The organism is Bacillus sp. LQ01, assembly GCF_057624735.1.
Genome location: NZ_JBYEZL010000002.1, coordinates 326,434 through 349,009 on the forward strand (window position 1 = coordinate 326,434; position 22,576 = coordinate 349,009).

The 22,576-nt window shown below is 36.6% G+C and carries 25 protein-coding genes and 2 pseudogenes; 20 read left to right on the forward strand and 7 right to left on the reverse strand.

What is annotated here, in order from left to right:
- Positions 1–21 precede the first annotated feature (21 nt).
- Positions 22–216, reverse strand: a complete 195-nt coding sequence (locus AC22L0_RS14025) for a YwbE family protein (protein ID WP_001014310.1) — start codon at positions 214–216, stop codon at positions 22–24.
- Positions 217–390: a hypothetical protein gene (locus tag AC22L0_RS14030; protein WP_001293578.1), complete on the reverse strand. Its 174-nt coding sequence runs from the start codon at positions 388–390 to the stop codon at positions 217–219.
- A gap of 168 nt (positions 391–558) precedes the next feature.
- On the opposite strand from AC22L0_RS14030, the gene AC22L0_RS14035 reads away from it, so the two are divergent.
- The 7 genes from AC22L0_RS14035 to AC22L0_RS14065 all read left to right on the forward strand — a co-directional run bounded on the left by AC22L0_RS14035 (position 559) and on the right by AC22L0_RS14065 (position 5,757).
- Positions 559–1,251, forward strand: coding sequence for a response regulator transcription factor (locus AC22L0_RS14035; RefSeq protein WP_000018029.1), 693 nt, complete (start codon positions 559–561; stop codon positions 1,249–1,251).
- Position 1,252: 1 nt separating this feature from the next.
- Positions 1,253–2,188, forward strand: a complete 936-nt coding sequence (locus AC22L0_RS14040; protein ID WP_049107067.1) for a HAMP domain-containing histidine kinase — start codon at positions 1,253–1,255, stop codon at positions 2,186–2,188.
- Positions 2,189–2,313: 125 nt separating this feature from the next.
- A complete protein-coding gene (locus AC22L0_RS14045; protein WP_000221066.1) occupies positions 2,314–3,237 on the forward strand; it encodes an ABC transporter ATP-binding protein in 924 nt (307 codons plus the stop codon).
- A complete protein-coding gene (locus tag AC22L0_RS14050) occupies positions 3,230–3,391 on the forward strand; it encodes a hypothetical protein (RefSeq protein WP_000931811.1) in 162 nt (53 codons plus the stop codon). The genes AC22L0_RS14045 and AC22L0_RS14050 overlap by 8 nt, the downstream gene beginning before the upstream one ends.
- A gap of 34 nt (positions 3,392–3,425) precedes the next feature.
- A complete protein-coding gene (locus AC22L0_RS14055) occupies positions 3,426–4,130 on the forward strand; it encodes an ABC transporter permease (protein WP_000475530.1) in 705 nt (234 codons plus the stop codon).
- Positions 4,131–4,164: 34 nt separating this feature from the next.
- Positions 4,165–5,037 carry a DUF4097 family beta strand repeat-containing protein gene (locus AC22L0_RS14060; RefSeq protein WP_002103665.1) on the forward strand — a complete coding sequence of 291 codons (873 nt, stop codon included), beginning with the start codon at positions 4,165–4,167 and terminating at the stop codon, positions 5,035–5,037.
- A 24-nt stretch (positions 5,038–5,061) separates the two neighbouring features.
- The gene (locus AC22L0_RS14065) at positions 5,062–5,757 is read left to right on the forward strand and encodes an ABC transporter permease (protein ID WP_000945178.1); all 696 of its coding nucleotides are present in this window, start codon (positions 5,062–5,064) and stop codon (positions 5,755–5,757) included.
- A gap of 61 nt (positions 5,758–5,818) precedes the next feature.
- On the opposite strand, the gene AC22L0_RS14070 is transcribed toward AC22L0_RS14065, so the two are convergent.
- Complete coding sequence (locus AC22L0_RS14070; protein ID WP_001093293.1) at positions 5,819–6,151, reverse strand: YfjL-like protein; 333 nt, start codon at positions 6,149–6,151, stop codon at positions 5,819–5,821.
- Between the two features lie 136 nt (positions 6,152–6,287).
- A complete protein-coding gene (locus tag AC22L0_RS14075) occupies positions 6,288–6,791 on the reverse strand; it encodes a DinB family protein (protein ID WP_087967254.1) in 504 nt (167 codons plus the stop codon).
- 94 nt (positions 6,792–6,885) lie between these two features.
- Here AC22L0_RS14075 and AC22L0_RS14080 point away from each other — a divergent pair.
- Positions 6,886–7,158, forward strand: a pseudogene (locus tag AC22L0_RS14080) (septation ring formation regulator EzrA); the annotation flags it as partial.
- A 78-nt stretch (positions 7,159–7,236) separates the two neighbouring features.
- On the opposite strand, the pseudogene AC22L0_RS14085 reads toward AC22L0_RS14080, so the two are convergent.
- Positions 7,237–7,423 (reverse strand): annotated as a pseudogene (locus AC22L0_RS14085) (ABC transporter substrate-binding protein); the annotation flags it as partial.
- Between the two features lie 312 nt (positions 7,424–7,735).
- Here AC22L0_RS14085 and AC22L0_RS14090 point away from each other — a divergent pair.
- The 8 genes from AC22L0_RS14090 (at position 7,736) to uvrC (ending at position 16,959) form a co-directional block, all read left to right on the forward strand.
- Positions 7,736–9,277 (forward strand): BclA C-terminal domain-containing protein, encoded by a 1,542-nt coding sequence (locus AC22L0_RS14090; protein WP_487272295.1) that lies wholly within the window; start codon positions 7,736–7,738, stop codon positions 9,275–9,277.
- Positions 9,278–9,465: 188 nt separating this feature from the next.
- A complete protein-coding gene (locus AC22L0_RS14095) occupies positions 9,466–11,151 on the forward strand; it encodes a long-chain-fatty-acid--CoA ligase (RefSeq protein ID WP_000414742.1) in 1,686 nt (561 codons plus the stop codon).
- Positions 11,152–11,257: 106 nt separating this feature from the next.
- Positions 11,258–11,845, forward strand: a complete 588-nt coding sequence (gene fadR / locus AC22L0_RS14100) for a fatty acid metabolism transcriptional regulator FadR (RefSeq protein ID WP_000742223.1) — start codon at positions 11,258–11,260, stop codon at positions 11,843–11,845.
- Between the two features lie 11 nt (positions 11,846–11,856).
- On the forward strand, positions 11,857–12,633 hold the full coding sequence (locus tag AC22L0_RS14105; RefSeq protein ID WP_000911292.1) for an enoyl-CoA hydratase: 777 nt from the start codon (positions 11,857–11,859) through the stop codon (positions 12,631–12,633).
- 78 nt (positions 12,634–12,711) lie between these two features.
- A complete protein-coding gene (etfB, locus tag AC22L0_RS14110) occupies positions 12,712–13,485 on the forward strand; it encodes an electron transfer flavoprotein subunit beta (RefSeq protein WP_001029028.1) in 774 nt (257 codons plus the stop codon).
- A gap of 36 nt (positions 13,486–13,521) precedes the next feature.
- Positions 13,522–14,499: an electron transfer flavoprotein subunit alpha gene (etfA, locus tag AC22L0_RS14115; protein WP_000101943.1), complete on the forward strand. Its 978-nt coding sequence runs from the start codon at positions 13,522–13,524 to the stop codon at positions 14,497–14,499.
- Between the two features lie 211 nt (positions 14,500–14,710).
- Positions 14,711–15,025, forward strand: coding sequence for a thioredoxin (gene trxA, locus AC22L0_RS14120; RefSeq protein WP_001018943.1), 315 nt, complete (start codon positions 14,711–14,713; stop codon positions 15,023–15,025).
- A 149-nt stretch (positions 15,026–15,174) separates the two neighbouring features.
- The gene (uvrC, locus tag AC22L0_RS14125; RefSeq protein WP_000544296.1) at positions 15,175–16,959 is read left to right on the forward strand and encodes an excinuclease ABC subunit C; all 1,785 of its coding nucleotides are present in this window, start codon (positions 15,175–15,177) and stop codon (positions 16,957–16,959) included.
- Between the two features lie 115 nt (positions 16,960–17,074).
- Here the strand turns inward: uvrC and AC22L0_RS14130 are convergent, their stop codons facing one another.
- Entirely contained in the window at positions 17,075–17,524 is a 450-nt protein-coding gene (locus AC22L0_RS14130; RefSeq protein WP_000042226.1) for a YslB family protein, read from the reverse strand.
- Between the two features lie 300 nt (positions 17,525–17,824).
- On the opposite strand from AC22L0_RS14130, the gene sdhC reads away from it, so the two are divergent.
- From sdhC to AC22L0_RS14150, 4 genes are all read left to right on the forward strand, one after another.
- Positions 17,825–18,451, forward strand: coding sequence for a succinate dehydrogenase cytochrome B558 (sdhC, locus tag AC22L0_RS14135; protein WP_000678354.1), 627 nt, complete (start codon positions 17,825–17,827; stop codon positions 18,449–18,451).
- A gap of 13 nt (positions 18,452–18,464) precedes the next feature.
- Positions 18,465–20,258: a succinate dehydrogenase flavoprotein subunit gene (gene sdhA, locus AC22L0_RS14140; RefSeq protein ID WP_000676750.1), complete on the forward strand. Its 1,794-nt coding sequence runs from the start codon at positions 18,465–18,467 to the stop codon at positions 20,256–20,258.
- Positions 20,251–21,012: a succinate dehydrogenase iron-sulfur subunit gene (sdhB, locus tag AC22L0_RS14145; RefSeq protein ID WP_001291827.1), complete on the forward strand. Its 762-nt coding sequence runs from the start codon at positions 20,251–20,253 to the stop codon at positions 21,010–21,012. Before sdhA ends, sdhB begins: the two co-directional genes overlap by 8 nt.
- A gap of 92 nt (positions 21,013–21,104) precedes the next feature.
- A complete protein-coding gene (locus AC22L0_RS14150; RefSeq protein WP_087875792.1) occupies positions 21,105–21,551 on the forward strand; it encodes an acyl-CoA thioesterase in 447 nt (148 codons plus the stop codon).
- Positions 21,552–21,587: 36 nt separating this feature from the next.
- Here the strand turns inward: AC22L0_RS14150 and AC22L0_RS14155 are convergent, their stop codons facing one another.
- The gene (locus AC22L0_RS14155; RefSeq protein WP_000720201.1) at positions 21,588–22,367 is read right to left on the reverse strand and encodes a M15 family metallopeptidase; all 780 of its coding nucleotides are present in this window, start codon (positions 22,365–22,367) and stop codon (positions 21,588–21,590) included.
- Between the last annotated feature and the right edge of the window lie 209 nt (positions 22,368–22,576).

The window sequence follows — 22,576 nt, forward strand, 5'->3', positions numbered from 1 at the left end:
AGTTTACTTGAGCTCCTTTTCTTATTGAACGATATTTTGTACTCTACCGACTTGCCCGTCCTGCAATCGCACTTTAATGCCATGCGGATGGGAAGGGGAGTTTGTTAAAATATCTTTTACAATTCCACGTGTTAATTTGCCTGTTCGTTGATCTTGTTTTAATACAATATCAACTTCAAGACCGGGGGCGATATTAGAACGTTTTTGTCCGTTCATTTATACACCTGTACGTCTACGTTGGTTGTTTGTTTTCTTTGTTTGTTGGTTTTGTAATTTTTTTGTTTCTTGGCTTTGATTTTTTGCATTTTGACCATTTCCATTTCCTTGCTTTTTCTTAGCAAGTTGTTCACGCATTAAATCAGCTAAGCTTACTTTTTTGTTTTCTGACATGATAAGTCTCCTTTATATAAAGTTAATTATGAACAATCGTAGTGAATTTCATCATATCATTGTTAAGGAAGGAAGGGAAGTTGGTTTGAAAATTCATATAATTGTTTCCAGTCTGTAGTAGTTACGATACAATTGGATTGTTAACGTTTGTAAAAAGGGGATAGACATATGTCACATCATATTTTATTAGTTGAAGATGATATCTCAATTCAAGAGATGGTGGAAAAGTATTTAATAAAGGAAGGCTTTCAAGTTACGATTGCGTCTGATGGAGAAGAAGGCGTGAACACATATTTAAAAGGTTCATTTGATTTGATTATCCTTGACATTATGATGCCAAAGCTAGATGGCTTAGAGGTTGTACGAATCATTCGAGAAAAAAGTGCAGTTCCGATTTTAATGATGTCGGCAAAAGATACAGATGTTGATAAAGCTGTTGGATTAGGACTTGGAGCAGATGATTACATTTGTAAGCCGTTTTCTATGATTGAATTGGCTGCACGTGTAAAAGCAGGTATTCGGAGGTCTACGAAATACTCGGCTACAGAAACAATAGAAAAAATGATTCAAATTGGTGATTTAACAATTGATCCAATTAATTTTACTGTAGAAAAAAACGGGAAGCCTCTCAAACTTACTTTAAAAGAATTTGAGATTTTAAAGCTATTCGTAAAGAACCAAAATCGTGTATTTACGAAAGCGCAAATATATACGTTAGTTTGGAATGAAGAGTATTACGGTGACGATAACGTTATTAATGTTCATATGAGAAGATTGCGTGAGAAAATCGAAAGTGATCCATCTAATCCAGAATATATTAAAACGCTATGGGGCATCGGCTATAAGCTGGAAGTGATGTAATATGATCAATTTGTTAATAGGTATTATTTTTATATTGTTATGTGTTATTTATATGCAATATAAAATGAGAAAAAATAGTAGTAAAAATTTACGATACACATATGAAAAGTTAGAAAGTATTGTAAATGAAAAAACAGGTGAGACGTTACTCGTTATGACAGATGATCTAGAATTGCAAAAATTATTAGTGGCGATTAATCAATTATTAGATGCAAAACAGAAAACGAATGCAGATCATGCAAAAGTAGAAATTTCGATGAGAAAAATGCTTTCAAATATTTCGCATGACTTGAAAACACCACTAACAGTTATTCTTGGATATACAGAAATGTTAAATAAGGATAAAACGATAAATAAAGAAGAACAACAAATATTACTTGAGAAAGTGCATACGAAAACACTAGAAGTGATGGAATTAATTCATAAGTTTTTTGATTTAGCGAAATTAGAATCTGGTGACAAAGCAATTGAAATGACAAAAATAAATATGAATGAAGTTTGCCGCGAGAAGATTTTATCATTTTATGATTTAGTGACGACGAAAGGTTTTCAGGTTCATATTGATATACCAGAAAGAAATATATATGCACTTGGAAATGTAGAAGTATTAGGTAGGGTATTGAATAATTTAATATCAAATGCAATTACATATGGAGACGATGGAAAGGCACTCGGTATGACGTTAAGAGATGATGACACGGGCGTGTATATAGATGTATGGGATAAAGGAAAAGGGATTGATGAATCTCATATTGATAAAGTGTTTGAGCGTATGTACACACTTGAAGATTCAAGAAATAGATTGTACCAAGGAAGCGGTCTAGGATTAACGATTACGAAACGGCTTGTGGAAGCGATGGACGGAAAAATTCATCTTTCTAGTAAACCGTATGAAAAAACAATTTTTACAATTGCATTAACAAAGATACAGTTTTAGCTTGTAGAGCAGTAGATTCTACAAGCTTTTTTTCAGCGTAAGGAATTTGTAAGAAACGGGTAAGAAAAAAGAGATTTCCGTTGTCTATTATAGAAATATAGAGTATTGCGAAAGGGGAAAGTAACATGACATATATATTAAAAACAAACCAGTTAACGAAAGTGTTTAAAGGGAAAGAAGTTATTTCCGGTGTTAACATGCATGTGAAAAAAGGAGAAATTTACGGTTTTTTAGGACCAAACGGTGCTGGTAAAACAACGATTATGAAAATGATTACAAATTTAATAAAACCGACGAGTGGTGATATTGAAATCTTCGGTGAGAAATTAACAGATACATCTTATGAAGTATTAAAAAGAATGGGGACAATTATTGAATACCCAATCTTTTATGATAAATTAACGGCGAAAGAAAACTTAGACCTACATTGTGAATACATGGGCTACTACGATAAAAATGCAATTGACCATGCTTTACATTTAGTGAAACTACAAGGGGTAGATAATAAAAAAGTAAAAGATTTTTCATTAGGAATGAAACAACGACTCGGTATTGCAAGAGCAATCGTGACAAAGCCAGAATTGCTCATTTTAGATGAACCAATTAACGGTTTAGATCCAATTGGTATTAAAGAGTTACGAGACTTATTTAAAATGCTCTGCAAAGAATATGGCATTACATTATTAGTTTCTAGTCATATTTTAGGTGAAATGGAACTAATGGCCGATACAATTGGTGTGATTCAAAATGGAAAACTAATAAAAGAAGTTTCAATGAAGAGTATTAACGGAAAACAAACAGAGTACATTGAAATCACTGTTCCTGATGTGAAACGTGCAGCTTATATTTTAGAAGATAAACTTGGTATAAAAAACTACAAAATAATGAGTGGAACCATGATTCGTGTGTATGATACGTTAGCGTCTCAGCAGGCCATTTCAAAAGCACTTATTATGAACGATGTGGAAATTGAAAGTATTAATAAGAAACATAGTTCCTTAGAAGAATATTTCTTAAATGTAATGGATGGAGAAGGTATTCATGCTTAATGGACTATGGCTGAACCTGATAAGTGGATTTATCGTAATGCTAATAAGTGGAATTTTATATTATAGAAAACCAGAGCGGAAATGGTTGTTCATTGTACTAGTGATAGGAATGTTAAGCTCCGTTACTGCTGGAATTAGAATGTTAGCAGCGTAGAGACAGGTATATAAAGAATGGAGGCGTAATTTATATGTTTAAATTAATGAAGCTCGAATGGAAGAAACATAAATTATCTCGTTACTTTAAAAGTGTAGCAATTTGTATTATAGCAATTTTCGCTGCAGTAAGCCTTATGGCATTGGGAATGAAAGCCGAGGAAAACATGCTCTTCTCTGACTTCACACAGAACATGGCTGCAGCAAATATTTTTATTAGGATAACATTCATTATTTTTAGTTCGGTCATTTTATCACGTTTAGTAATTGATGAGTATAAGAACAAAACGATGCAATTATCGTTTATGTACCCGCTGCAAAGGAAAATGCTAATGAGGGCGAAATTAACAATTGTTTTTTGTTTTTGTTTTGTGAGCACCATTATCGCTACTTTTATTATTAGTTTACTCGTATATTTTGTGAGTCCAATGATGGGACTGATTGAAACGCCAGCTACGATGGGTGAAATAATAGCTATCGTTCCAGATACTTTTATAAGTGCATTTATGATATCTGGTATAAGTTTAATTCCTTTATTTTTTGGAATGAGAAAGAAATCGACACCGACAACGATTACTTCGGCAGTAATAATTGGTATGCTGATTAGTGGTAACGTTGGTCCTGGAAACGATCAAGTAAGTATGTTTGATTTTATAGCTATCCCAATCGTGCTCTGTTTATTAGGGATCTTCATTAGTTATTTATCGTTTCGTAAAATCGATAAGATTGATGTGGTGTGAAGCAAGCTTAAAACAACAATGAACTGGGGTATGAATGGTGAAAAAGATAATAGTAATTGCAATATTATTCATTACAATTGCTAGTGTAGTTTTTGGTTTTAAGGTGTTTCAGGGGAAAGGTTTTAAGAAAGAAAAGTCTTTTGAGATAAATAATATAAAAGAAATAGAAGTAGATAATGAAAACTGGAATCTTGAATTTAAAAGTACAGACGCTAATAAAATAGTAATTTCCGCTCAAGGTGAACAAGTAGATAAAGAGATAGATCCTGTCAAAATAGAAAATGATGAAAATAAAATTGTGATTAAACAAAAACAAAAGATGAACAGATTTTTTAATGGTTTCACGTTTAGGAAGAAAAATAGTATATCTATAGCTATTCCGAAGAAAGAAATAGATAAAATTGCATTAAATAATAAATCGGGTGATGTGAAAATAAGAGATATAGTAGTAAAAAATATCATGACAAAAGGCAAGTCTGGAGATGAAATGATTGTAGGACTATCAGCCGAGAAAGGTGAATTTATATCGCAAAGTGGAGAGTTAGTTTTAAAAGGTAGTTCAGTACAAGAATTAAATATAAAGTCTACGACTGGTGATAACTATATAACAAATGTAAGTAACTCAAATATGAACATCACTTCAACATCTGGGGAAGTATTACTGAAAGATATGACAGAAGGAAAATCATTATTTATAGAAACAAAATCAGGTGATATTGGCGTACGGTATAAAGGTGTCCCTGCATCATTGAAGCTTATGGCTAAAAGTAATTCGGCTGACGTAATAGTGGATTTAAAAGGACTTAAGAAAGATAAAAATACAGACAAAATAAAAGTAGGAACGATTGGTGATGCAAAAAATGAAGCGAAGATTTTAAGTGAAACAGGAGTCATTTATATTGATTAAGTCCAAGGAGGAAGGAGGAATATCATGCTACGTCTTATGAAGTTAGAATTGAAGAAGTTTAAGTTTGGATGGTATGTGAGGGGAGCAGTTATTGCAAATATTATTATACTGGCATTATTAATCTTTGTTAGTTTCATTGCACAAATAGAAGGAGATCCAGAAATAAGAGATCCGCAGATGATTTTGTTAATGGCTAGTACAGTAGTAAGAGCAACATTTATTATTTTTGGTAGTGTATTAATAGCAAGGTTAATAATTGACGAATATAAAAATAAAACAATACTACTCATGTTTTCTTATCCCATTAATCGAAAGAAAATGATGGCTAGTAAGTTGGCTATTACAGCGATAGTAACATTTATAACAGTTATTGTATCTAACATTTTAGTAGTAGGAATTTTCTTTGGGATAGATAGTTGTTTTTCAATTATTCCTCATTCATTCACAGTAGATCAATTGGTGCAAGAAGGAATAAAACTAGTTCCTTTAGCCATTGCAACTGCGGGGATGAGTTTAATCCCATTATATTTCGGAATGCGTAAACGTTCAGTGCCAACTACAATTGTTTCATCTCTTATCGTTGTCTCAATTGCAATGAATACCAACCCAGAGTTTCCTACAGCAACTTTACTTCCCCTTCAACTAGCATTGGCGGCAATTGGAGTTGTGATTGCATATTACGGCATTAAAAATATAGAGAAGGAAGATATAACTGTATGAAAAGAATAAGAAAAAGAGTTGGCGTTACACCAACTCTTTTTTGTATATGTATGTTTCGGTACTACTCTGTAAATTTAGAGTGTGTGCTTAAATACTTTTGCACTCCTGGAGAAATGTTAAAGTTATTAGGACTTTTATATTCGATAGTAAACTCTCCGTCTCCACTTGTTTCAAAGGCGATTGCATAGCTATTCATTTTAGCATCGTAAGAAGTGTTTTTGACTTCTGCATCTAGATTAAAATATTTTGTAATATATTCTTTTGATTCCGTAATTGCTGCTTGTTTTCCCCAAGGGGTACCATAATAGGTGAAATAAAGAGATACACTAATAACTCCAATAATAGAAGTTAATAAAATAGTGCCCATAGCTATTTTTTTATTCTTTGTATTCAATTTGGTTACTCCTCTTCATAGTATGTATTCATTTTAACCTATCTTTTCCATAAAACAACTATTAAGAAAAAATAGTTTCACATGAAACAAGTTACAGAAAAAGACAAGATATGTAAACATCTTGTCTTTTTTGTCGTTACATTTTAGGAGCTTCCATTCCAGCCGCAGCCCATTCTTCTTTTGCGGGGCCATATACGCCAGGAACTGTTAAGCTAGCTTGTCGCATTAAAACCGTCATTTGTCCGCGGTGGTGATTTTGATGATTAATGAGTGTCATTAAAAATATAGAATTCGGCATAGGGCGACCAAAGAAGTCATTAATAGTAGCTAAGTCTTTATCAGTCCATTTACTTTGAAGTGTTTCAACAAAAGCCGCGTTTACTTTACGGTATTCATCTGCAATTGTTTTTGCAGAAGTTGGAACAGGATAATCTTTCGTTTCTCCTTCAAACTTTAGCCCTGTGCCAGATAGTATCACAGGAACTGCCGTCACGATGTGCCAAGCAATTCTTCCTAACGTCCAGTGCCCAGGTGCAATTTCCTGTGATAAAGATGCATCGGTTAATGAATCAAGCATTTTCTGAGTAGACTCAGCCTCGTATGTCCATGATTGTAAAAAGCCTTCAATTGTTTGGTACATAGTTATCCCTCCTATTTTTGTTCATAGATTAAATTCGTGAGAGATAATATAATCCCTGTTCCACAAGAAATAATTAATTAAGCATTGCTACAATATGAAAACAATATTAGACCGTAAAGGTGGAAGCGAGTTTCTGCATATAAAGTATAAAAATGATAAGGAATACGTATTATTGGGAAATGCTGATGATTACAGAGAGTTATTTCAAATAGTAGGTAGGTTGAAAATAGCAAATGGAATAGAATTGAGATTACAAGATAAGAAATTAAAGAGAAAGTTAACTTTAAAACGAAGTGTATTCAATATAATCATGTATTCACTTGTTATATATATTATGTACAAAGCCTATATTAATTTTCTGCCATAATAGGAAAAGACGGCTTCACATATATGAAGTCGTCTTTTAATTAACTTTCTTCCCACTTTTCCTCATCAACCATAAGAAATAAGGTGTTCCAAGTATAGCAACTTTTTTCGCCGGTTTATCTAATTTTGTTTCCCCTTCAGTATGTTTAATTGTTATAGTTTGCTTTTTATCTTCTATCGTTGTTACCTTTTTCTCCTCTTTTTTGCTGTCCGCATTCAACAGCGAATAGAAGAACAACCATGAAAATACTAAGAATTTTCTTCATCTTCTTTCCCAAAATAAGTTTTTTATTCGTAATTATATTTTTAAAATTTTGCTGAAAAATAACGAATTATACGAATATCGTTATGTAAGATTAAAATCCATATGTGTATGAAGAATTTAGAAAAGGAATTTCATTTAACTAGAGAGGCGAAAGTACAAGCAAAAGGAGATAGTATCGCATGTAATAATTATTAGAATGTACGGGATAAATCTATATTTATCTCCACTGAATAAAGCTTTCGGTCTGATTTGATAAATGTTTTTTAATTTCTTACTTGTACTTATAAGATTGAATTTGAAGGAAGGAATCAACATGTCTTCATGGCTCAATAATACAAATGGATATTGTAGTTGTAATAATCAAAATGGTGTACATGTTGATTCGTGTTGTTTTAGTTGTGATGGGACAGTCCCTAAGCTTGGTCCAACAGGTCCAACAGGTCCAATGGGTTCAACAGGTCCAACGGGAGCAACCGGTTCAACAGGATCAACGGGTTCAACAGGTCCAACCGGAGCGACAGGTTCAACAGGTCCGACGGGTTCAACAGGTCCAACAGGTCCAACGGGATCAACGGGTTCAACGGGTTCAACAGGAGCAACAGGTCCGACGGGTTCAACAGGTCCGACGGGAGCAACAGGAGCAACAGGTCCAACCGGAGCAACGGGAGCAACAGGAGCAACAGGTTCAACAGGATCAACGGGAGCAACAGGCCCAACGGGAGCGACAGGAATAACGGGAGTAACAGGTCCAACGGGAGCGACAGGAATAACGGGAGTAACAGGAATAACGGGAGTAACAGGTCCAACGGGAGCAACAGGTCCGACGGGAGCAACAGGTCCGACGGGAGCAACAGGTCCAACGGGTTCAACAGGTCCGACGGGTTCAACCGGTTCAACAGGTCCAACAGGAGCGACAGGTTCAACAGGAGCAACAGGTTCAACAGGAGCAACAGGTTCAACCGGTCCGACGGGAGCGACAGGTTCAACAGGAGTGACAGGTTCAACAGGAGCAACGGGAGCAACAGGTCCGACGGGAGCGACAGGTTCAACAGGAGTGACAGGTTCAACAGGAGCAACAGGTCCAACGGGAGCAACGGGTTCAACGGGTTCAACAGGTCCAACGGGAGCAACAGGTCCAACAGGATCAACGGGAGCAACAGGTCCGACGGGTTCAACAGGTCCAACGGGTTCAACAGGTCCAACAGGAGCGACGGGAGCAACAGGTCCAACGGGTTCAACAGGATCAACAGGTCCGACGGGATCAACAGGTCCAACGGGATCAACAGGTCCAACAGGATCGACAGGATCAACAGGTCCGACGGGAGCAACAGGTCCAACAGGATCGACGGGAGCAACAGGTCCAACGGGTTCAACAGGATCAACAGGTCCGACGGGAGCAACAGGATCAACGGGTTCAACAGGTCCAACCGGAGCAACAGGTACAAGTATCACGGCGACATATGCATTTGCAAATAATACGTCGGGAACAGCGATATCTGTAGTTCTTGGTGGAACGAATGTCCCGCTTCCAAATAATCAAAACATCGGTCCAGGAATTACTGTTTCTGGTGGAAACACAGTATTTACGGTTGCAAATGCTGGTAATTATTATATTTCATATACAATTAATATAACGGCTTCATTATTAGTCAGTTCACGGATTACAATTAATGGAGGGGCACTTGCTGGGACGATTAATGCTCCTGCGGTAGCAACCACATCATTTAGTGCAACAATCATTACAACTCTCGCAGCAGGAGATGCTATTAGCTTGCAATTATTTGGTTTGTTAGCTGTCGCAACATTATCAACAACTACTCCAGGAGCAGTGTTAACGATAATAAGATTAAGTTAAACTATAACTCTCTTACTCTTTTAAGATTAAGAGAGTTTCTACATATAATAAGAAGTTAATGAAGTAAAGCATAGTTATACAAAAGTCAGAATATTATGATTGTAACGCTATGGTGACTATAATATAATGAAAATAACCATCATGAATGAACATTCATTTATTTTTATGTATTTGAAGGGGGAATGAAGGTGGAAAAACCATGGTTGAAAAGTTATCCAGAGGAAATTCCGAGTACGATTTCTTATGATATTCAGCCGCTTCATAGATATGTAGAACAGATGGCTTCTCGCTACCCAGAAAAGAAAGCGCTTCACTTTTTAGGGAAGGATATTACGTTTTCGGACTTCCATGATAAGGTGAAGAGGTTTGCAAATTATCTTCAAAAGCTCGGTGTGGAAAAGGGTGATCGAGTTGCTATTATGTTGCCGAATTGTCCGCAAGCTGTAATTGGTTATTACGGCACATTACTTGCGGGAGGTATCGTAGTACAAACAAATCCACTGTATACAGAGAGAGAATTAGAATATCAGCTTCATGACTCGGGAGCAAAAGTAATTCTTTGTCTCGATTTAGTGTTTCCAAGAGTAACGAATGTTCAATCTGCTACAAAAATTGAGCATATTATCGTAACTCGTATTGCGGACTTTTTACCATTCCCTAAAAATCTATTGTATCCATTTGTGCAGAAAAAACAGTCAAATTTAGTTGTGAAAGTATCAGAGAGTGAAACGATTCATCTTTGGAATTCAGTAGAAAAAGAAGTGAATACGGATGTTGAGGAGCCTTGTGATCCTGAAAATGATCTAGCTCTTTTACAGTACACAGGAGGAACAACCGGATTTCCGAAAGGCGTTATGTTAACGCATAAAAACCTCGTCTCTAACACGTTAATGGGAGTTCAATGGTTATATAATTGCAAAGAAGGAGAAGAAGTCGTTCTTGGGGTTCTTCCATTTTTCCACGTGTACGGCATGACGGCTGTTATGAATTTGAGTGTTATGCAAGGATACAAAATGGTCCTTATTCCAAAGTTTGATATGAAAATGGTTTTTGAAGCGATTAAGAAGCATAAAGTGACACTATTTCCAGGGGCACCAACTATTTATATAGCTCTTTTAAATAGCCCACTTTTAAAAGAATACGATATTTCTTCTATTCGTGCTTGTATTAGTGGATCAGCACCACTGCCAGTAGAAGTACAGGAAAAGTTCGAAACAGTTACAGGTGGTAAACTAGTAGAGGGATATGGTTTAACAGAATCCTCTCCAGTTACACATAGTAATTTTTTATGGGAAAAGCGAGTGCCAGGTAGCATTGGAGTTCCGTGGCCAGATACAGAAGCAATCATTATGTCACTTGAGACTGGTGAGGCATTACCGCCAGGAGAAATAGGGGAAATTGTAGTGAAAGGCCCTCAAATTATGAAAGGATACTGGAATAAGCCAGAGGAAACAGCGGCTGTATTGCAAGATGGCTGGCTCCATACAGGTGATGTTGGCTACATGGATGAAGATGGATTTTTCTATGTAAAAGATCGCAAGAAAGATATGATTGTCGCGAGTGGATTTAATGTGTATCCTCGTGAAGTTGAAGAAGTATTATATGAGCATGAAAAAGTGCAAGAAGTAGTGACAATTGGAGTTCCAGATCCGTACCGAGGAGAGACAGTTAAAGCATTTGTTGTGTTAAAAGAAGGTACGGAGTGCTCTGAGGAAGAATTAAATCAGTTTGCACGTAAATATTTAGCGGCTTATAAAGTGCCGAAAGTATATGAGTTTAGAGATGAATTGCCGAAAACGACAGTAGGGAAAATTTTGCGCCGTGTTCTAATAGATGAAGAGAAGAGAAAGAATGAGGATGAGCAAACGGGCTAAGGCCCTTTCTTTTTGAAAAAATAGGATTGACACTTTTCTAAATAGTCAGTATTATAAGAATATGAATGACTATTCATTCAGTCATCTTCTTGAAGGGGACAGTAAAGTGAAGAAAAATAGACCGAAATACAATCAAATTATTGATGCGGCAGTCATTGTGATTGCGGAGAATGGGTACCACCAAGCGCAAGTTTCTAAAATCGCAAAGCAAGCTGGGGTAGCTGATGGCACGATTTATTTATATTTTAAAAATAAAGAAGATATATTAATATCCTTATTCCAAGAGAAGATGGGAGAATTTGTCGAAACAATTCGTCAAAAAACAGCAGGAATTGAAAGCGCTGTATCGAAGTTATTCATGTTGGTAGAAACGCACTTCTTGCTGTTGTCGCAAAATGATCCTCTTGCTATCGTTACGCAATTAGAGCTGAGGCAGTCCAATCAAGACTTGCGCCTTAAAATAAATGAAGTATTAAAAGGCTACTTACAAGTTATGGATGAGATTTTAGAGACTGGTATAAAACAAGGTGAATTTCAAGCAGATTTAAATGTTCGCGTGGCAAGACAAATGATCTTTGGAACAGTGGATGAAGTTGTGACCAATTGGGTAATGAGCGATCATAAGTATGATCTGGTCGCACTTTCAAAAACGGTACACGGGCTACTTATTGCAGCTTGTGGTTATCGTCAATAATGGGAGGGATCATGTTGAAATTCCTATCTGTAAGAGTTGAAGATCATATCGCGGTGGCGACGTTAAATCACGCACCAGCGAATGCGATGTCTTCACAAGTTATGCATGACGTTACTGAATTAATTGATCAAGTGGAAAAGGATGATAACATTCGTGTTGTTGTTATTCATGGTGAAGGACGTTTCTTCTCAGCGGGAGCAGATATTAAAGAATTTACATCTGTTACTGAAGCGAAGCAAGCAACAGAATTAGCACAGCTTGGACAAGTTACGTTTGAGCGTGTTGAAAAATGTTCAAAACCAGTTATTGCGGCAATTCATGGAGCGGCACTGGGCGGCGGCCTTGAGTTTGCTATGTCTTGCCACATGCGCTTTGCAACTGAAAGTGCAAAACTTGGTTTACCTGAATTAACACTTGGATTAATTCCTGGCTTTGCAGGTACACAGCGCTTACCACGTTATGTTGGGAAAGCGAAAGCTTGTGAAATGATGTTAACAAGCACACCAATTACTGGTGCAGAAGCATTAAAGTGGGGACTTGTTAACGGATTGTTCTCTGAAGAATCTCTTTTAGATGATACGCTTAAAGTTGCAAAACAAATTGCTGGAAAAAGTCCAGCAACAACTCGTGCTGTACTAGAGTTATTGCAAACGACAAAATCGTCTCATTACTATGAAGGTGTACAACGTGAATCACAGATTTTTGGTGAAGTATTTACGAGTGAAGATGGAAGAGAAGGTGTAGCTGCATTTTTAGAAAAGCGTAAACCTTCATTTAGTGGCAGGTAGTTCAATTATTTTTTTAATATAAATTAACAGAAAATTAAAATTGATAGAATCTTTCTGAAAAACAAGGGGGTAAATGGAATGAACATCTACGTACTCATGAAACGAACATTTGATACAGAAGAAAAAATCGTAATTAAAAACGGTGCAATTTACGATGGCGAAGCGGAATTCATCATCAACCCTTACGATGAATATGCAATTGAAGAAGCAATTCAAGTAAGAGACGCACAAGGTGGAGAAGTTACAGTTGTAACAGTCGGTGGCGAAGATAGTGAGAAAGAACTTCGTACTGCATTAGCAATGGGCTGTGATAAAGCTGTATTAATTAATATTGAAGATGACGTAGAAAATGGTGACCAGTTCACGACAGCAAAAGTGCTTGCTGAATATTTAAAAGATAAAGATGCAGATTTAATTTTAGGCGGAAACGTTGCAATTGATGGTGCATCTGGACAAGTAGGACCACGCGTAGCTGAAGCGTTAAATATTCCGTATGTAACGACAATTACAAAACTTGAAATTGACGGTACAAATGTGAAGATTGAGCGTGATGTTGAAGGTGATACAGAAGTGATTGCAACTTCATTACCAGTTTTAGTAACAGCACAGCAAGGTTTAAATGAACCGCGTTACCCATCGCTTCCAGGTATTATGAAAGCGAAGAAAAAGCCGCTAGAAGAATTAGAATTAGATGATTTAGATTTAGAAGAAGATGATGTGGAAGCAAAGACAAAAACAATTGAAATCTATTTGCCTCCTAAGAAAGATGCAGGAAAAGTGTTACAAGGCGAGCTGCAAGATCAAGTAAAAGAACTTGTATCGTTGCTCCATACAGAAGCGAAAGTAATCTAATAAAATACGAAATTATATATGCAGGAGGGAAAATCTATGGCTCGTAAAGTATTAGTAATGGGTGAAGTTCGTGATGGATCGCTACGTAACGTTTCTTTTGAAGCGGTAGCAGCAGCAAAAACAATTGCAGAAGGCGGTGAAGTAGTAGGTCTTCTAATTGGAGACAGCGTTGCCTCTTTTGCAAATGAATTGATTCATTACGGTGCAGATCGCGTTGTGACAGTTGAAAATGATAAATTAAAATCATATACATCTGATGGTTATGCACAAGCGTTTTTAGCTGTACATGCTGAAGAAAATCCAGAAGGTATTGTCTTTGGACATACAGCACTTGGCAAAGATTTATCACCAAAATTAGCAGCGAAGCTTGAAGCTGGTTTAATTTCTGACGTAACTGCTTTAGAGGTTGAAGGTGGAAATGTTATCTTCACTCGTCCAATTTACTCTGGTAAAGCATTCGAGAAGAAGATTGTAACAGACGGCATCTTATTTGCGACAGTGCGTCCAAATAACATTGCAACTCTGGAAAAAGATGAGTCTCGCAGCGGTGACGTATCTTCTATTACAGTTGATGTGAAAGATTTACGTACAATCATTCAAGATGTTGTCCGTAAAACGGCAGAAGGTGTGGATCTTTCTGAAGCGAAAGTTATTATCGCTGGTGGACGCGGTGTGAAGAGTGAAGAAGGCTTTAAACCATTAAAAGAGTTGGCTGACGTACTAGGCGGCGCTGTTGGGGCATCTCGTGGTGCTTGTGACGCTGAATACTGTGATTACTCATTACAAATTGGTCAAACTGGTAAAGTTGTTACCCCAGACTTATACATTGCATGTGGTATTTCTGGTGCGATTCAGCATTTAGCAGGTATGTCTAACTCAAAAATAATCGTTGCGATTAATAAAGATCCAGAAGCAAGTATCTTTAAAGTAGCTGACTACGGTATTGTCGGTGACTTATTCGAAGTTGTACCTCTTTTAACAGAAGAGTTTAAAAAGTTAAAAGTACATTCATGATTTTAGTACCCTTGAGTTCCAAGTGAAGTACCCCTATATATAGAAAAAGGTGAGAGATCCCCTGTCTCTCATCTTTTTAGTATTTAATCCGTATTTTTATATAGTATAAAGGAACATTTTTTTGTTACAATACATAACGATACATATTATTCGCCACGTATATAAGTTAATGATATACTCTTGGTAGAATATACTTGAAGGAGGAAATAAAATGGCAATTGTAAACGCAAATGACCAAAGCTTCGCAGCTGAAACTAGCGAAGGTGTTGTATTATTAGATTTCTGGGCACCTTGGTGTGGACCTTGTAAAATGATCGCTCCTGTATTAGAGGAAATCGATGCAGAACTAGGCGAAAAAGTAAAAGTAGTAAAAGTAGACGTTGATGAAAACCAAGAAACTGCTCGTCAATTCGAAGTAATGAGCATTCCAGCTCTTTTCGTATTAAAAGACGGTAAAGTAGTTGATCAAGCGTTAGGTTACAAACCGAAAGAAGCGTTAGTAGAATTAGTTTCTAAACACTTCTAAAATAAAAAAAGCTACCATTTGGTAGCTTTTTTTATTTTCTTTTTTACAGTCTTTCCGTTACAATAAAAGAACGTATGTTGGGTGTTTGGGCATAGTATGTTTTCAAGGGAAAATAAAAATGCTAAGTATGTAGAAATGGAGGGAGACGAGTGCACGAACATTTGAAAGAGAAGTTGGCTATTTTACCAGATCAACCTGGTTGTTATTTGATGAAAGATAAGCAAGGAACGGTTATATATGTCGGAAAGGCAAAAGTGCTTAAAAATCGTGTGCGCTCGTACTTTACTGGTTCACATGATGGGAAAACACTGCGGCTTGTAGGAGAAATTGTTGATTTTGAATATATTGTAACCTCTTCGAATTTAGAAGCACTTATTTTAGAGTTAAATCTAATTAAAAAATATGATCCGAAATATAATATTCAATTAAAAGATGATAAAACATATCCTTTTATTAAAATTACGGCGGAGAAGCAACCGCGCTTACTCATTACTCGAAACGTAAAAAAGGATAAAGGGAAATATTTTGGTCCTTATCCAAATGCACAATCTGCTCATGAAACGAAAAAACTGCTAGATCGTATGTATCCACTTCGGAAATGCACGAATATGCCAGATAAAGTTTGTTTGTATTATCATATGGGTCAATGTTTAGCACCTTGTGTGAAAGAAGTGACGGAAGAACAAAATAAAGAAATTGTAGATGAAATTATTAAGTTTTTAAATGGTGGACATAAAGAAGTTCGTTCAGAACTAGAAATAAAAATGTATGAGGCTTCAGAGAAACTAGAGTTTGAACGTGCAAAAGAGTTGCGTGATCAAATTGCTCATATTGATGCGATTATGGAAAAACAAAAGATGATTATGAGTGACTTAGTGGATCGTGATGTGTTTGGATATGCAGTGGATAAAGGATGGATGTGTGTTCAAGTTTTCTTCGTTCGAAAAGGAAAGCTAATTGAACGTGATGTTTCTATGTTTCCAATTTACGATGAACCAGAAGAGGGTTTTTTAACGTTTATCGGCCAATTTTATGAAAACAGTAGTCATTTTAAGCCGAAGGAAATTGTCGTTCCAGGAAGTATAGACTCGGAATTAGTAGAGCGCTTTTTAGAAGTGGAAGCGACGCAGCCGAAACGTGGTAAGAAAAAAGACCTTGTAGAATTGGCAAATAAAAATGCGAAGATTGCTCTTGAAGAGAAGTTTTACTTAATTGAACGTGATGAAGAACGAACGATTAAAGCGGTAGATCATTTAGGGAAGCAGCTTGGGATTGAAACGCCATATCGTATTGAAGCGTTTGATAACTCAAATATTCAAGGAACAAATCCCGTTTCTGCAATGATTGCTTTTATCGATGGGAAACCGGCGAAGAAAGAGTATCGAAAATATAAAATTAAAACGGTTCAAGGACCAGATGATTATGAGTCTATGAGAGAAGTTGTGAGGCGCCGTTATACAAGGGCGCTTAAAGAAAATTCACCTTTACCTGATTTGATTATTATTGATGGAGGAAAAGGCCATCTAGCGGCTGCAAGTGATATTTTAGAGAATGAGCTCGGATTATATATTCCGATGGCAGGTCTTGTAAAAGATGATAAACATAAAACCTCCCATTTAATTATTGGGGATCCACCGGAACCTGTGATGCTTGAGAGAAATAGCCAAGAATTTTATTTATTGCAGCGTATTCAAGATGAGGTGCATCGATTTGCGATTACATTCCATCGTCAATTACATGGGAAATCTGTCATTCAATCAGCATTGGATGATATTCCAGGAATCGGTGATAAACGGAAAAAGGTATTGTTAAAACATTTTGGTTCATTAAAGAAGATGAAAGAAGCTTCTATAGAGGAATTTGTCGAAGCGGGTATGCCGAAAAATGTCGCGGAGACGATTTATACGTATTTAACAGATAAGAAGACGTTGTAGTTTACAACGTCTTCTGTTTTTTGGTATAATTTCTGAAGATTTAAAATAAATGAATCTGAATGAAAATACAAAAAAGTCAACTAAACTGATATGTCTAGTTGACTGTAGGTAATGCTTACACTTCAATGAGATCTTTTATATCCCATTTTACAAGAAATGTAATAGAGTCAGAACGTTTTTTCTTTTCTTCGTATGACTCTGCAACGACGTTCCGTTGCTTTTGGATTTGTTCAGCGATGAATCCGGCTTCTAGTTGATAAGAAGAATGTCGTTTTTGTTTTTGACGTTCTGCGATGAGTGTGCCTTTAAGTTGGAACTGCATTTCACGACGCTTATGTTCAACAATGCTTAAAGTGCCCCAGCCAGCTTTTTCAAAGAACTGAATGACTTCTTCAATTGTTTCTAGCGGATATTTTCTTGCAAGGTTTCTACCAGACCAGTATAAAATACCATCTAAATCGTTGCCGATTAAATCAGGTAGTAATTCTTCACGTAGCAATTCATAAGCGAAGGCGTTCAATGAAACATCTTCTAAAGATGTTGTATCGATTGTATTTTTACTCACAATATTCCCCTCTTTCTATAGGGATTATTATATAACATTTCACATTTATAAAAACAGATTTTTCTTTAGGAAAATCTGAATATATAAGAAGAAAAAAAGAATTGGCAAATTATATGCAAATTATGTATACGTTTTCTTGACGCTTCGACAAAAATAGGAGTAAAATGAACTTGGTATCAAATTATGCTGAAATATTTCGAATAATTTTTTCAGTTTTTCTTATGCCAATAGTGAAAAAACATTATTGTCATAAACTAATCTGAAAACAGCAGTCAAACATTCAAGGGGGGTAATGGGGACATGAAAGGCCGCGAGTATACGTTTCGTAAGTGGCACTCATTAATGGGGGTCATCCCGGTTGGTGTCTTTTTGACGCAACATTTAATTGTAAACAACTTTGCAACACGAGGAGCAGAGGCTTTTAACAAAGCTGCAGGCTTTATGGAGCTCCTTCCATTCCGGTATGCGCTAGAAATTTTCATCATCTTTTTACCGATACTGTACCATGCTATATATGGCTTATATATTGCATTTACAGCTAAGAACAATGCGGTTTCTTACGGTTATTTCCGTAACTGGATGTTCGTTTTCCAAAGAATTTCAGGTATCGTTACGCTGATCTTCATTTCTTGGCACGTCTGGGAAACTCGTATTCAAGCAATGTTAGGTAAAGAGGTAAACTATGATATGATGGCAGATATTTTAAACAATCCAGCTATGTTTGCATTCTACTTAGTTGGTGTTGTTTCAACAATTTTCCACTTTGCAAATGGACTATGGACATTCTGCATCAGCTGGGGAATTACAGTATCTCCACGTTCACAAAGAATCTCTACTTATGTAACATTAGCTATTTTCTTAGGTTTATCTTATGTAGGTGTGAGTGCATTATTAGCGTTCATCGATCCACAGCTAGCAAACCAGTAAGGAGTGGGAGAGCATGAAAGGGAAACTTATAGTAGTCGGCGGTGGCTTGGCTGGCTTAATGGCAACGATTAAAGCGGCAGAAGCAGGAGTAAATGTTGAACTGTTTTCTTTAGTACCAGTAAAACGTTCACATTCTGTATGTGCTCAGGGCGGAATTAACGGTGCCGTAAATACAAAAGGTGAAGGGGATTCTCCATGGATCCACTTTGATGATACAATTTATGGTGGGGACTTCTTAGCGAACCAACCACCAGTTAAAGCAATGTGTGAAGCAGCACCTGGTATCATTCATTTAATGGACCGTATGGGTGTTATGTTCAACCGTACGGAAGAAGGACTTCTTGATTTCCGTCGATTTGGTGGAACGCAACATCACCGTACAGCATTTGCTGGTGCAACAACTGGACAGCAATTACTTTACGCATTAGATGAGCAAGTACGTCGTCACGAAGTAGCAGGACTTGTAACGAAATATGAAGGTTGGGATTTCTTACGAGCTGTTGTTGATGATGAAGGTGTGTGCCGAGGAATCGTTGCACAAGACTTACAAACTATGGAGATTAGAAGTTTCGGAGCAGATGCCGTGATTATGGCAACAGGGGGCCCTGGTATCATTTTCGGAAAATCAACAAACTCCATTATCAATACAGGTACAGCAGCTTCTGCTGTATATCAACAAGGCGCATATTATGCAAACGGTGAGTTCATTCAAATTCACCCAACGGCAATTCCTGGAGACGATAAATTACGTCTTATGAGTGAATCTGCACGTGGTGAAGGTGGACGTGTTTGGACATATAAAGATGGTAAACCATGGTACTTCTTAGAAGAAAAATATCCGGCTTACGGAAACCTTGTACCTCGTGACATCGCGACGCGTGAAATCTTTGATGTTTGCGTAGAGCAAAAACTAGGTATTAACGGTGAAAACATGGTGTACTTAGATCTTTCTCATAAAGATCCAAAAGAACTAGATATTAAACTAGGTGGAATTATTGAAATCTATGAGAAATTTACAGGGGATGATCCTCGTAAACTACCGATGAAAATCTTCCCAGCTGTTCACTATTCAATGGGCGGACTATGGGTTGATTATAAACAGATGACAAATATTCCAGGTTTATTTGCAGCAGGTGAGTGTGATTATTCTATGCACGGTGGTAACCGTCTTGGTGCAAACTCACTATTATCAGCAATTTATGGTGGTATGGTAGCAGGACCAAACGCAATTGAGTATATGAAAGGTCTTTCTAAATCATCTGATGCTGTTTCATCTACTGTATATGAGCAAAATGAATTAATCGAAACAGAGAAATTTAACAATATTTTAACGATGGATGGTAACGAAAATGCGTATGTTCTTCATAAAGAGCTTGGAGAATGGATGACAGATAACGTTACAGTAGTTCGTGAAAATAAAAAATTATTAGAAACAGATGCGAAAATTGAAGAATTAATGGCTCGTTACAAACGTATTAACATTAACGATACAGCAAGATGGAGTAACCAAGGTGCTTCATTTACACGCCAACTTGCAAATATGTTTGAGTTAGCACGTGTTATTACAATTGGCGCATATAACCGTAATGAGAGCCGTGGGGCGCATTACAAACCTGAATTCCCAAATCGTGATGATGCAAACTTCTTAAAAACTACGATGGCAAAATTTGAGGGAGAAGGAAATGCACCAGCATTCCATTACGAGGACGTTGATATTTCGTTAATTAAACCACGTAAACGTGATTATTCTTCAAAACACGATGTAGCTGCTAAGGGTGAAGAGAAGGGGGATAAACAACATGTCTGAGAAAACAATCCGCCTCATCATTACGAGACAAGACGGGCCAGATGCGCAAGCGTTTGACCAAGAGTTTGAAATTCCATATCGTCCGAATATGAATATTATCTCAGCACTTATGGAAATCCGTCGTAATCCTGTTGATTCAAAAGGGAACCAAACAACTCCGATTGCATGGGATATGAACTGCTTAGAGGAAGTATGTGGTGCATGTTCGATGGTGATTAACGGAAAACCACGTCAATCATGTACGGCACTTATCGATCAATTAGAGCAACCAATTCGCTTAAAACCGATGAAGACATTCCCGGTTGTACGTGACTTGCAAGTTGATCGTAGTCGCATGTTTAATGCTCTAAAACGCGTTAAAGCGTGGATTCCAATTGATGGTACGTATGACCTAGGTCCAGGACCAAGAATGCCTGAGAAAAAGCGTCAATGGGCTTATGAGCTTTCAAAATGCATGACATGTGGTGTTTGCTTAGAATCATGTCCAAACGTAAACAGTAAGTCTGACTTTATTGGACCAGCACCGTTATCACAAGCTCGCTTATTCAACTCACATCCAACGGGTGAAATGCATAAAGCAGATCGCTTACGTGCAATTATGGGAGATGGAGGACTAGCAAACTGTGGTAACTCTCAAAACTGTGTGCAATCATGTCCGAAGGGTATTCCTTTAACAACTTCAATTGCGGCATTAAACCGTGATACAACAATTCAATCGTTCAAAGATTTCTTTGGTAGCGATAATAACTATTAATAAATATTGCCTCTTCATATCGAAGAGGCAATATTTATAACTTTATTTTTCTGTTTATTCTGTTTATTTAAAGGTGAAAAGGGGAGATAACAATGAAGAGGATTTCTTATATTGAAGACTTTGAGCAATGGGAAAGTGGTTTTTCGTTTTACAACCCTGTAAAGGTTCGTTTTGGTGAAGTAGATATGTTTGGACATGTAAATAATGTCGTTGCTTTTACTTATTTTGAAGAAGCTCGTATTGCGTTGTTTAAAGAACTTGGATTTATGCAAGAGTGGACACATGCATCATCAGAAACGATGATCGTTGTTGCGGATTTACAATGTAATTTTATTAAGCAAATATATTTTGATGAACAGCTGAAGGTGTATGTAAAGGCAGGATCGATCGGGAATTCTTCTTTAGATTTACATTATATGGTGAAGAATGCAGCAGGAGAGGTTTGTTTAGTAGGTCGTGGAATGATGGTTCAAGCGTCGAAAAAAACAGGAAGAGGCGAACCATGGCCTGAAGAATGGAAGAAGAAATTACTACAATAATAGAGTGAAAGAAAAATAAGAGAGCAATTTGCTCTCTTATTTTTTGTCTTCCATCGCTTCTTCTAATGTTAAGTGATGTTTATATAGGTATGTAGCGTATGGATTACCAACGTAGCGTAAGTGCCATGGTTCATATGCATATTCTGTTGTATCTGTTTTATCTTCTAAGTAACGAATGACAAAGCCGAATTCATGAGCGTGTTCTGCGACCCATTTTCCTTCTGCTGTCTCCCCGAAGATAGGCTCTAATTGAAATTTAGCTGATTTTGAACTAATATCCATTGCTAAACCCGTTTGGTGTTCACTTGTACCAGGAATTGCGCTTACCGAATTAGCTTCGGCTTTTCCTTGGCGTCTAACGTATGTATCATGCAACGATTTTTGGCGTTTGTATGAACGATAACCAGATACAGCTGTAAGATCAAGCCCTTCTTTTTTCGCAGCTTTAAACATGTTTTCAAGTGCCTCTGCAGCATCTTTTCGCAGCAATGTTTTTTCTTTATCTTTTGGACTAATAAATGGTACATTTGGTCTCGTTAAGTCTTCAGGAATGTATCCATCTGGTAGTTTTCGATGTTTATTAATTAAGACAAGATTAGATTTGGGATTTGTTACCACTGAAAAGTCATTGTCTATTTTCTTTGCATTATGATCAGCTTTTGGAAAAGCAGGAATCTCTTCTTTTTTATGGTTATTATGCTTTTGACTTTCGACAGCTTTTGCTTCATTATGTAGTGGTGTTTTAGAACCAAAGTAAGCGAAAGATGTGATCCCGATTACAATAGTAGTGGCAGAAATAATTATTATCTTTTTCATGATGCCTTGTAATCACAGTCCCTTCTTAATAAAATGTGTAATGTTTTTTTTATTATAAATCTAGTTTGTTGGAAAAGGAATATAAGAGTCATAACGTAATAGAAATGCAAAGAAAATGTCAGAAAATGTGTGAATTTGTAGTATTTTTTTATATAATTCATTTCTTATCTTTCATGAAATGCATTTTTTATGTAATATATATACATAAG

Bases quoted from the DNA above. Each gene is read 5' to 3' on its own strand.
- AC22L0_RS14030 (WP_001293578.1), bottom strand. From the start codon at position 390: ATGTCAGAAAACAAAAAAGTAAGCTTAGCTGATTTAATGCGTGAACAA.
- sdhA (WP_000676750.1), top strand. From the start codon at position 18,465: ATGAAAGGGAAACTTATAGTAGTCGGCGGTGGCTTGGCTGGCTTAATG.
- AC22L0_RS14055 (WP_000475530.1), top strand. From the start codon at position 3,426: ATGTTTAAATTAATGAAGCTCGAATGGAAGAAACATAAATTATCTCGT.
- AC22L0_RS14075 (WP_087967254.1), bottom strand. From the start codon at position 6,791: ATGTACCAAACAATTGAAGGCTTTTTACAATCATGGACATACGAGGCT.
- sdhC (WP_000678354.1), top strand. From the start codon at position 17,825: ATGAAAGGCCGCGAGTATACGTTTCGTAAGTGGCACTCATTAATGGGG.
- AC22L0_RS14060 (WP_002103665.1), top strand. From the start codon at position 4,165: ATGGTGAAAAAGATAATAGTAATTGCAATATTATTCATTACAATTGCT.
- AC22L0_RS14065 (WP_000945178.1), top strand. From the start codon at position 5,062: ATGCTACGTCTTATGAAGTTAGAATTGAAGAAGTTTAAGTTTGGATGG.
- sdhB (WP_001291827.1), top strand. From the start codon at position 20,251: ATGTCTGAGAAAACAATCCGCCTCATCATTACGAGACAAGACGGGCCA.
- AC22L0_RS14050 (WP_000931811.1), top strand. From the start codon at position 3,230: ATGCTTAATGGACTATGGCTGAACCTGATAAGTGGATTTATCGTAATG.
- AC22L0_RS14025 (WP_001014310.1), bottom strand. From the start codon at position 216: ATGAACGGACAAAAACGTTCTAATATCGCCCCCGGTCTTGAAGTTGAT.
- AC22L0_RS14035 (WP_000018029.1), top strand. From the start codon at position 559: ATGTCACATCATATTTTATTAGTTGAAGATGATATCTCAATTCAAGAG.
- AC22L0_RS14105 (WP_000911292.1), top strand. From the start codon at position 11,857: ATGTTGAAATTCCTATCTGTAAGAGTTGAAGATCATATCGCGGTGGCG.
- etfB (WP_001029028.1), top strand. From the start codon at position 12,712: ATGAACATCTACGTACTCATGAAACGAACATTTGATACAGAAGAAAAA.
- AC22L0_RS14150 (WP_087875792.1), top strand. From the start codon at position 21,105: ATGAAGAGGATTTCTTATATTGAAGACTTTGAGCAATGGGAAAGTGGT.
- trxA (WP_001018943.1), top strand. From the start codon at position 14,711: ATGGCAATTGTAAACGCAAATGACCAAAGCTTCGCAGCTGAAACTAGC.
- AC22L0_RS14090 (WP_487272295.1), top strand. From the start codon at position 7,736: ATGTCTTCATGGCTCAATAATACAAATGGATATTGTAGTTGTAATAAT.
- AC22L0_RS14155 (WP_000720201.1), bottom strand. From the start codon at position 22,367: ATGAAAAAGATAATAATTATTTCTGCCACTACTATTGTAATCGGGATC.
- AC22L0_RS14045 (WP_000221066.1), top strand. From the start codon at position 2,314: ATGACATATATATTAAAAACAAACCAGTTAACGAAAGTGTTTAAAGGG.
- AC22L0_RS14040 (WP_049107067.1), top strand. From the start codon at position 1,253: ATGATCAATTTGTTAATAGGTATTATTTTTATATTGTTATGTGTTATT.
- etfA (WP_000101943.1), top strand. From the start codon at position 13,522: ATGGCTCGTAAAGTATTAGTAATGGGTGAAGTTCGTGATGGATCGCTA.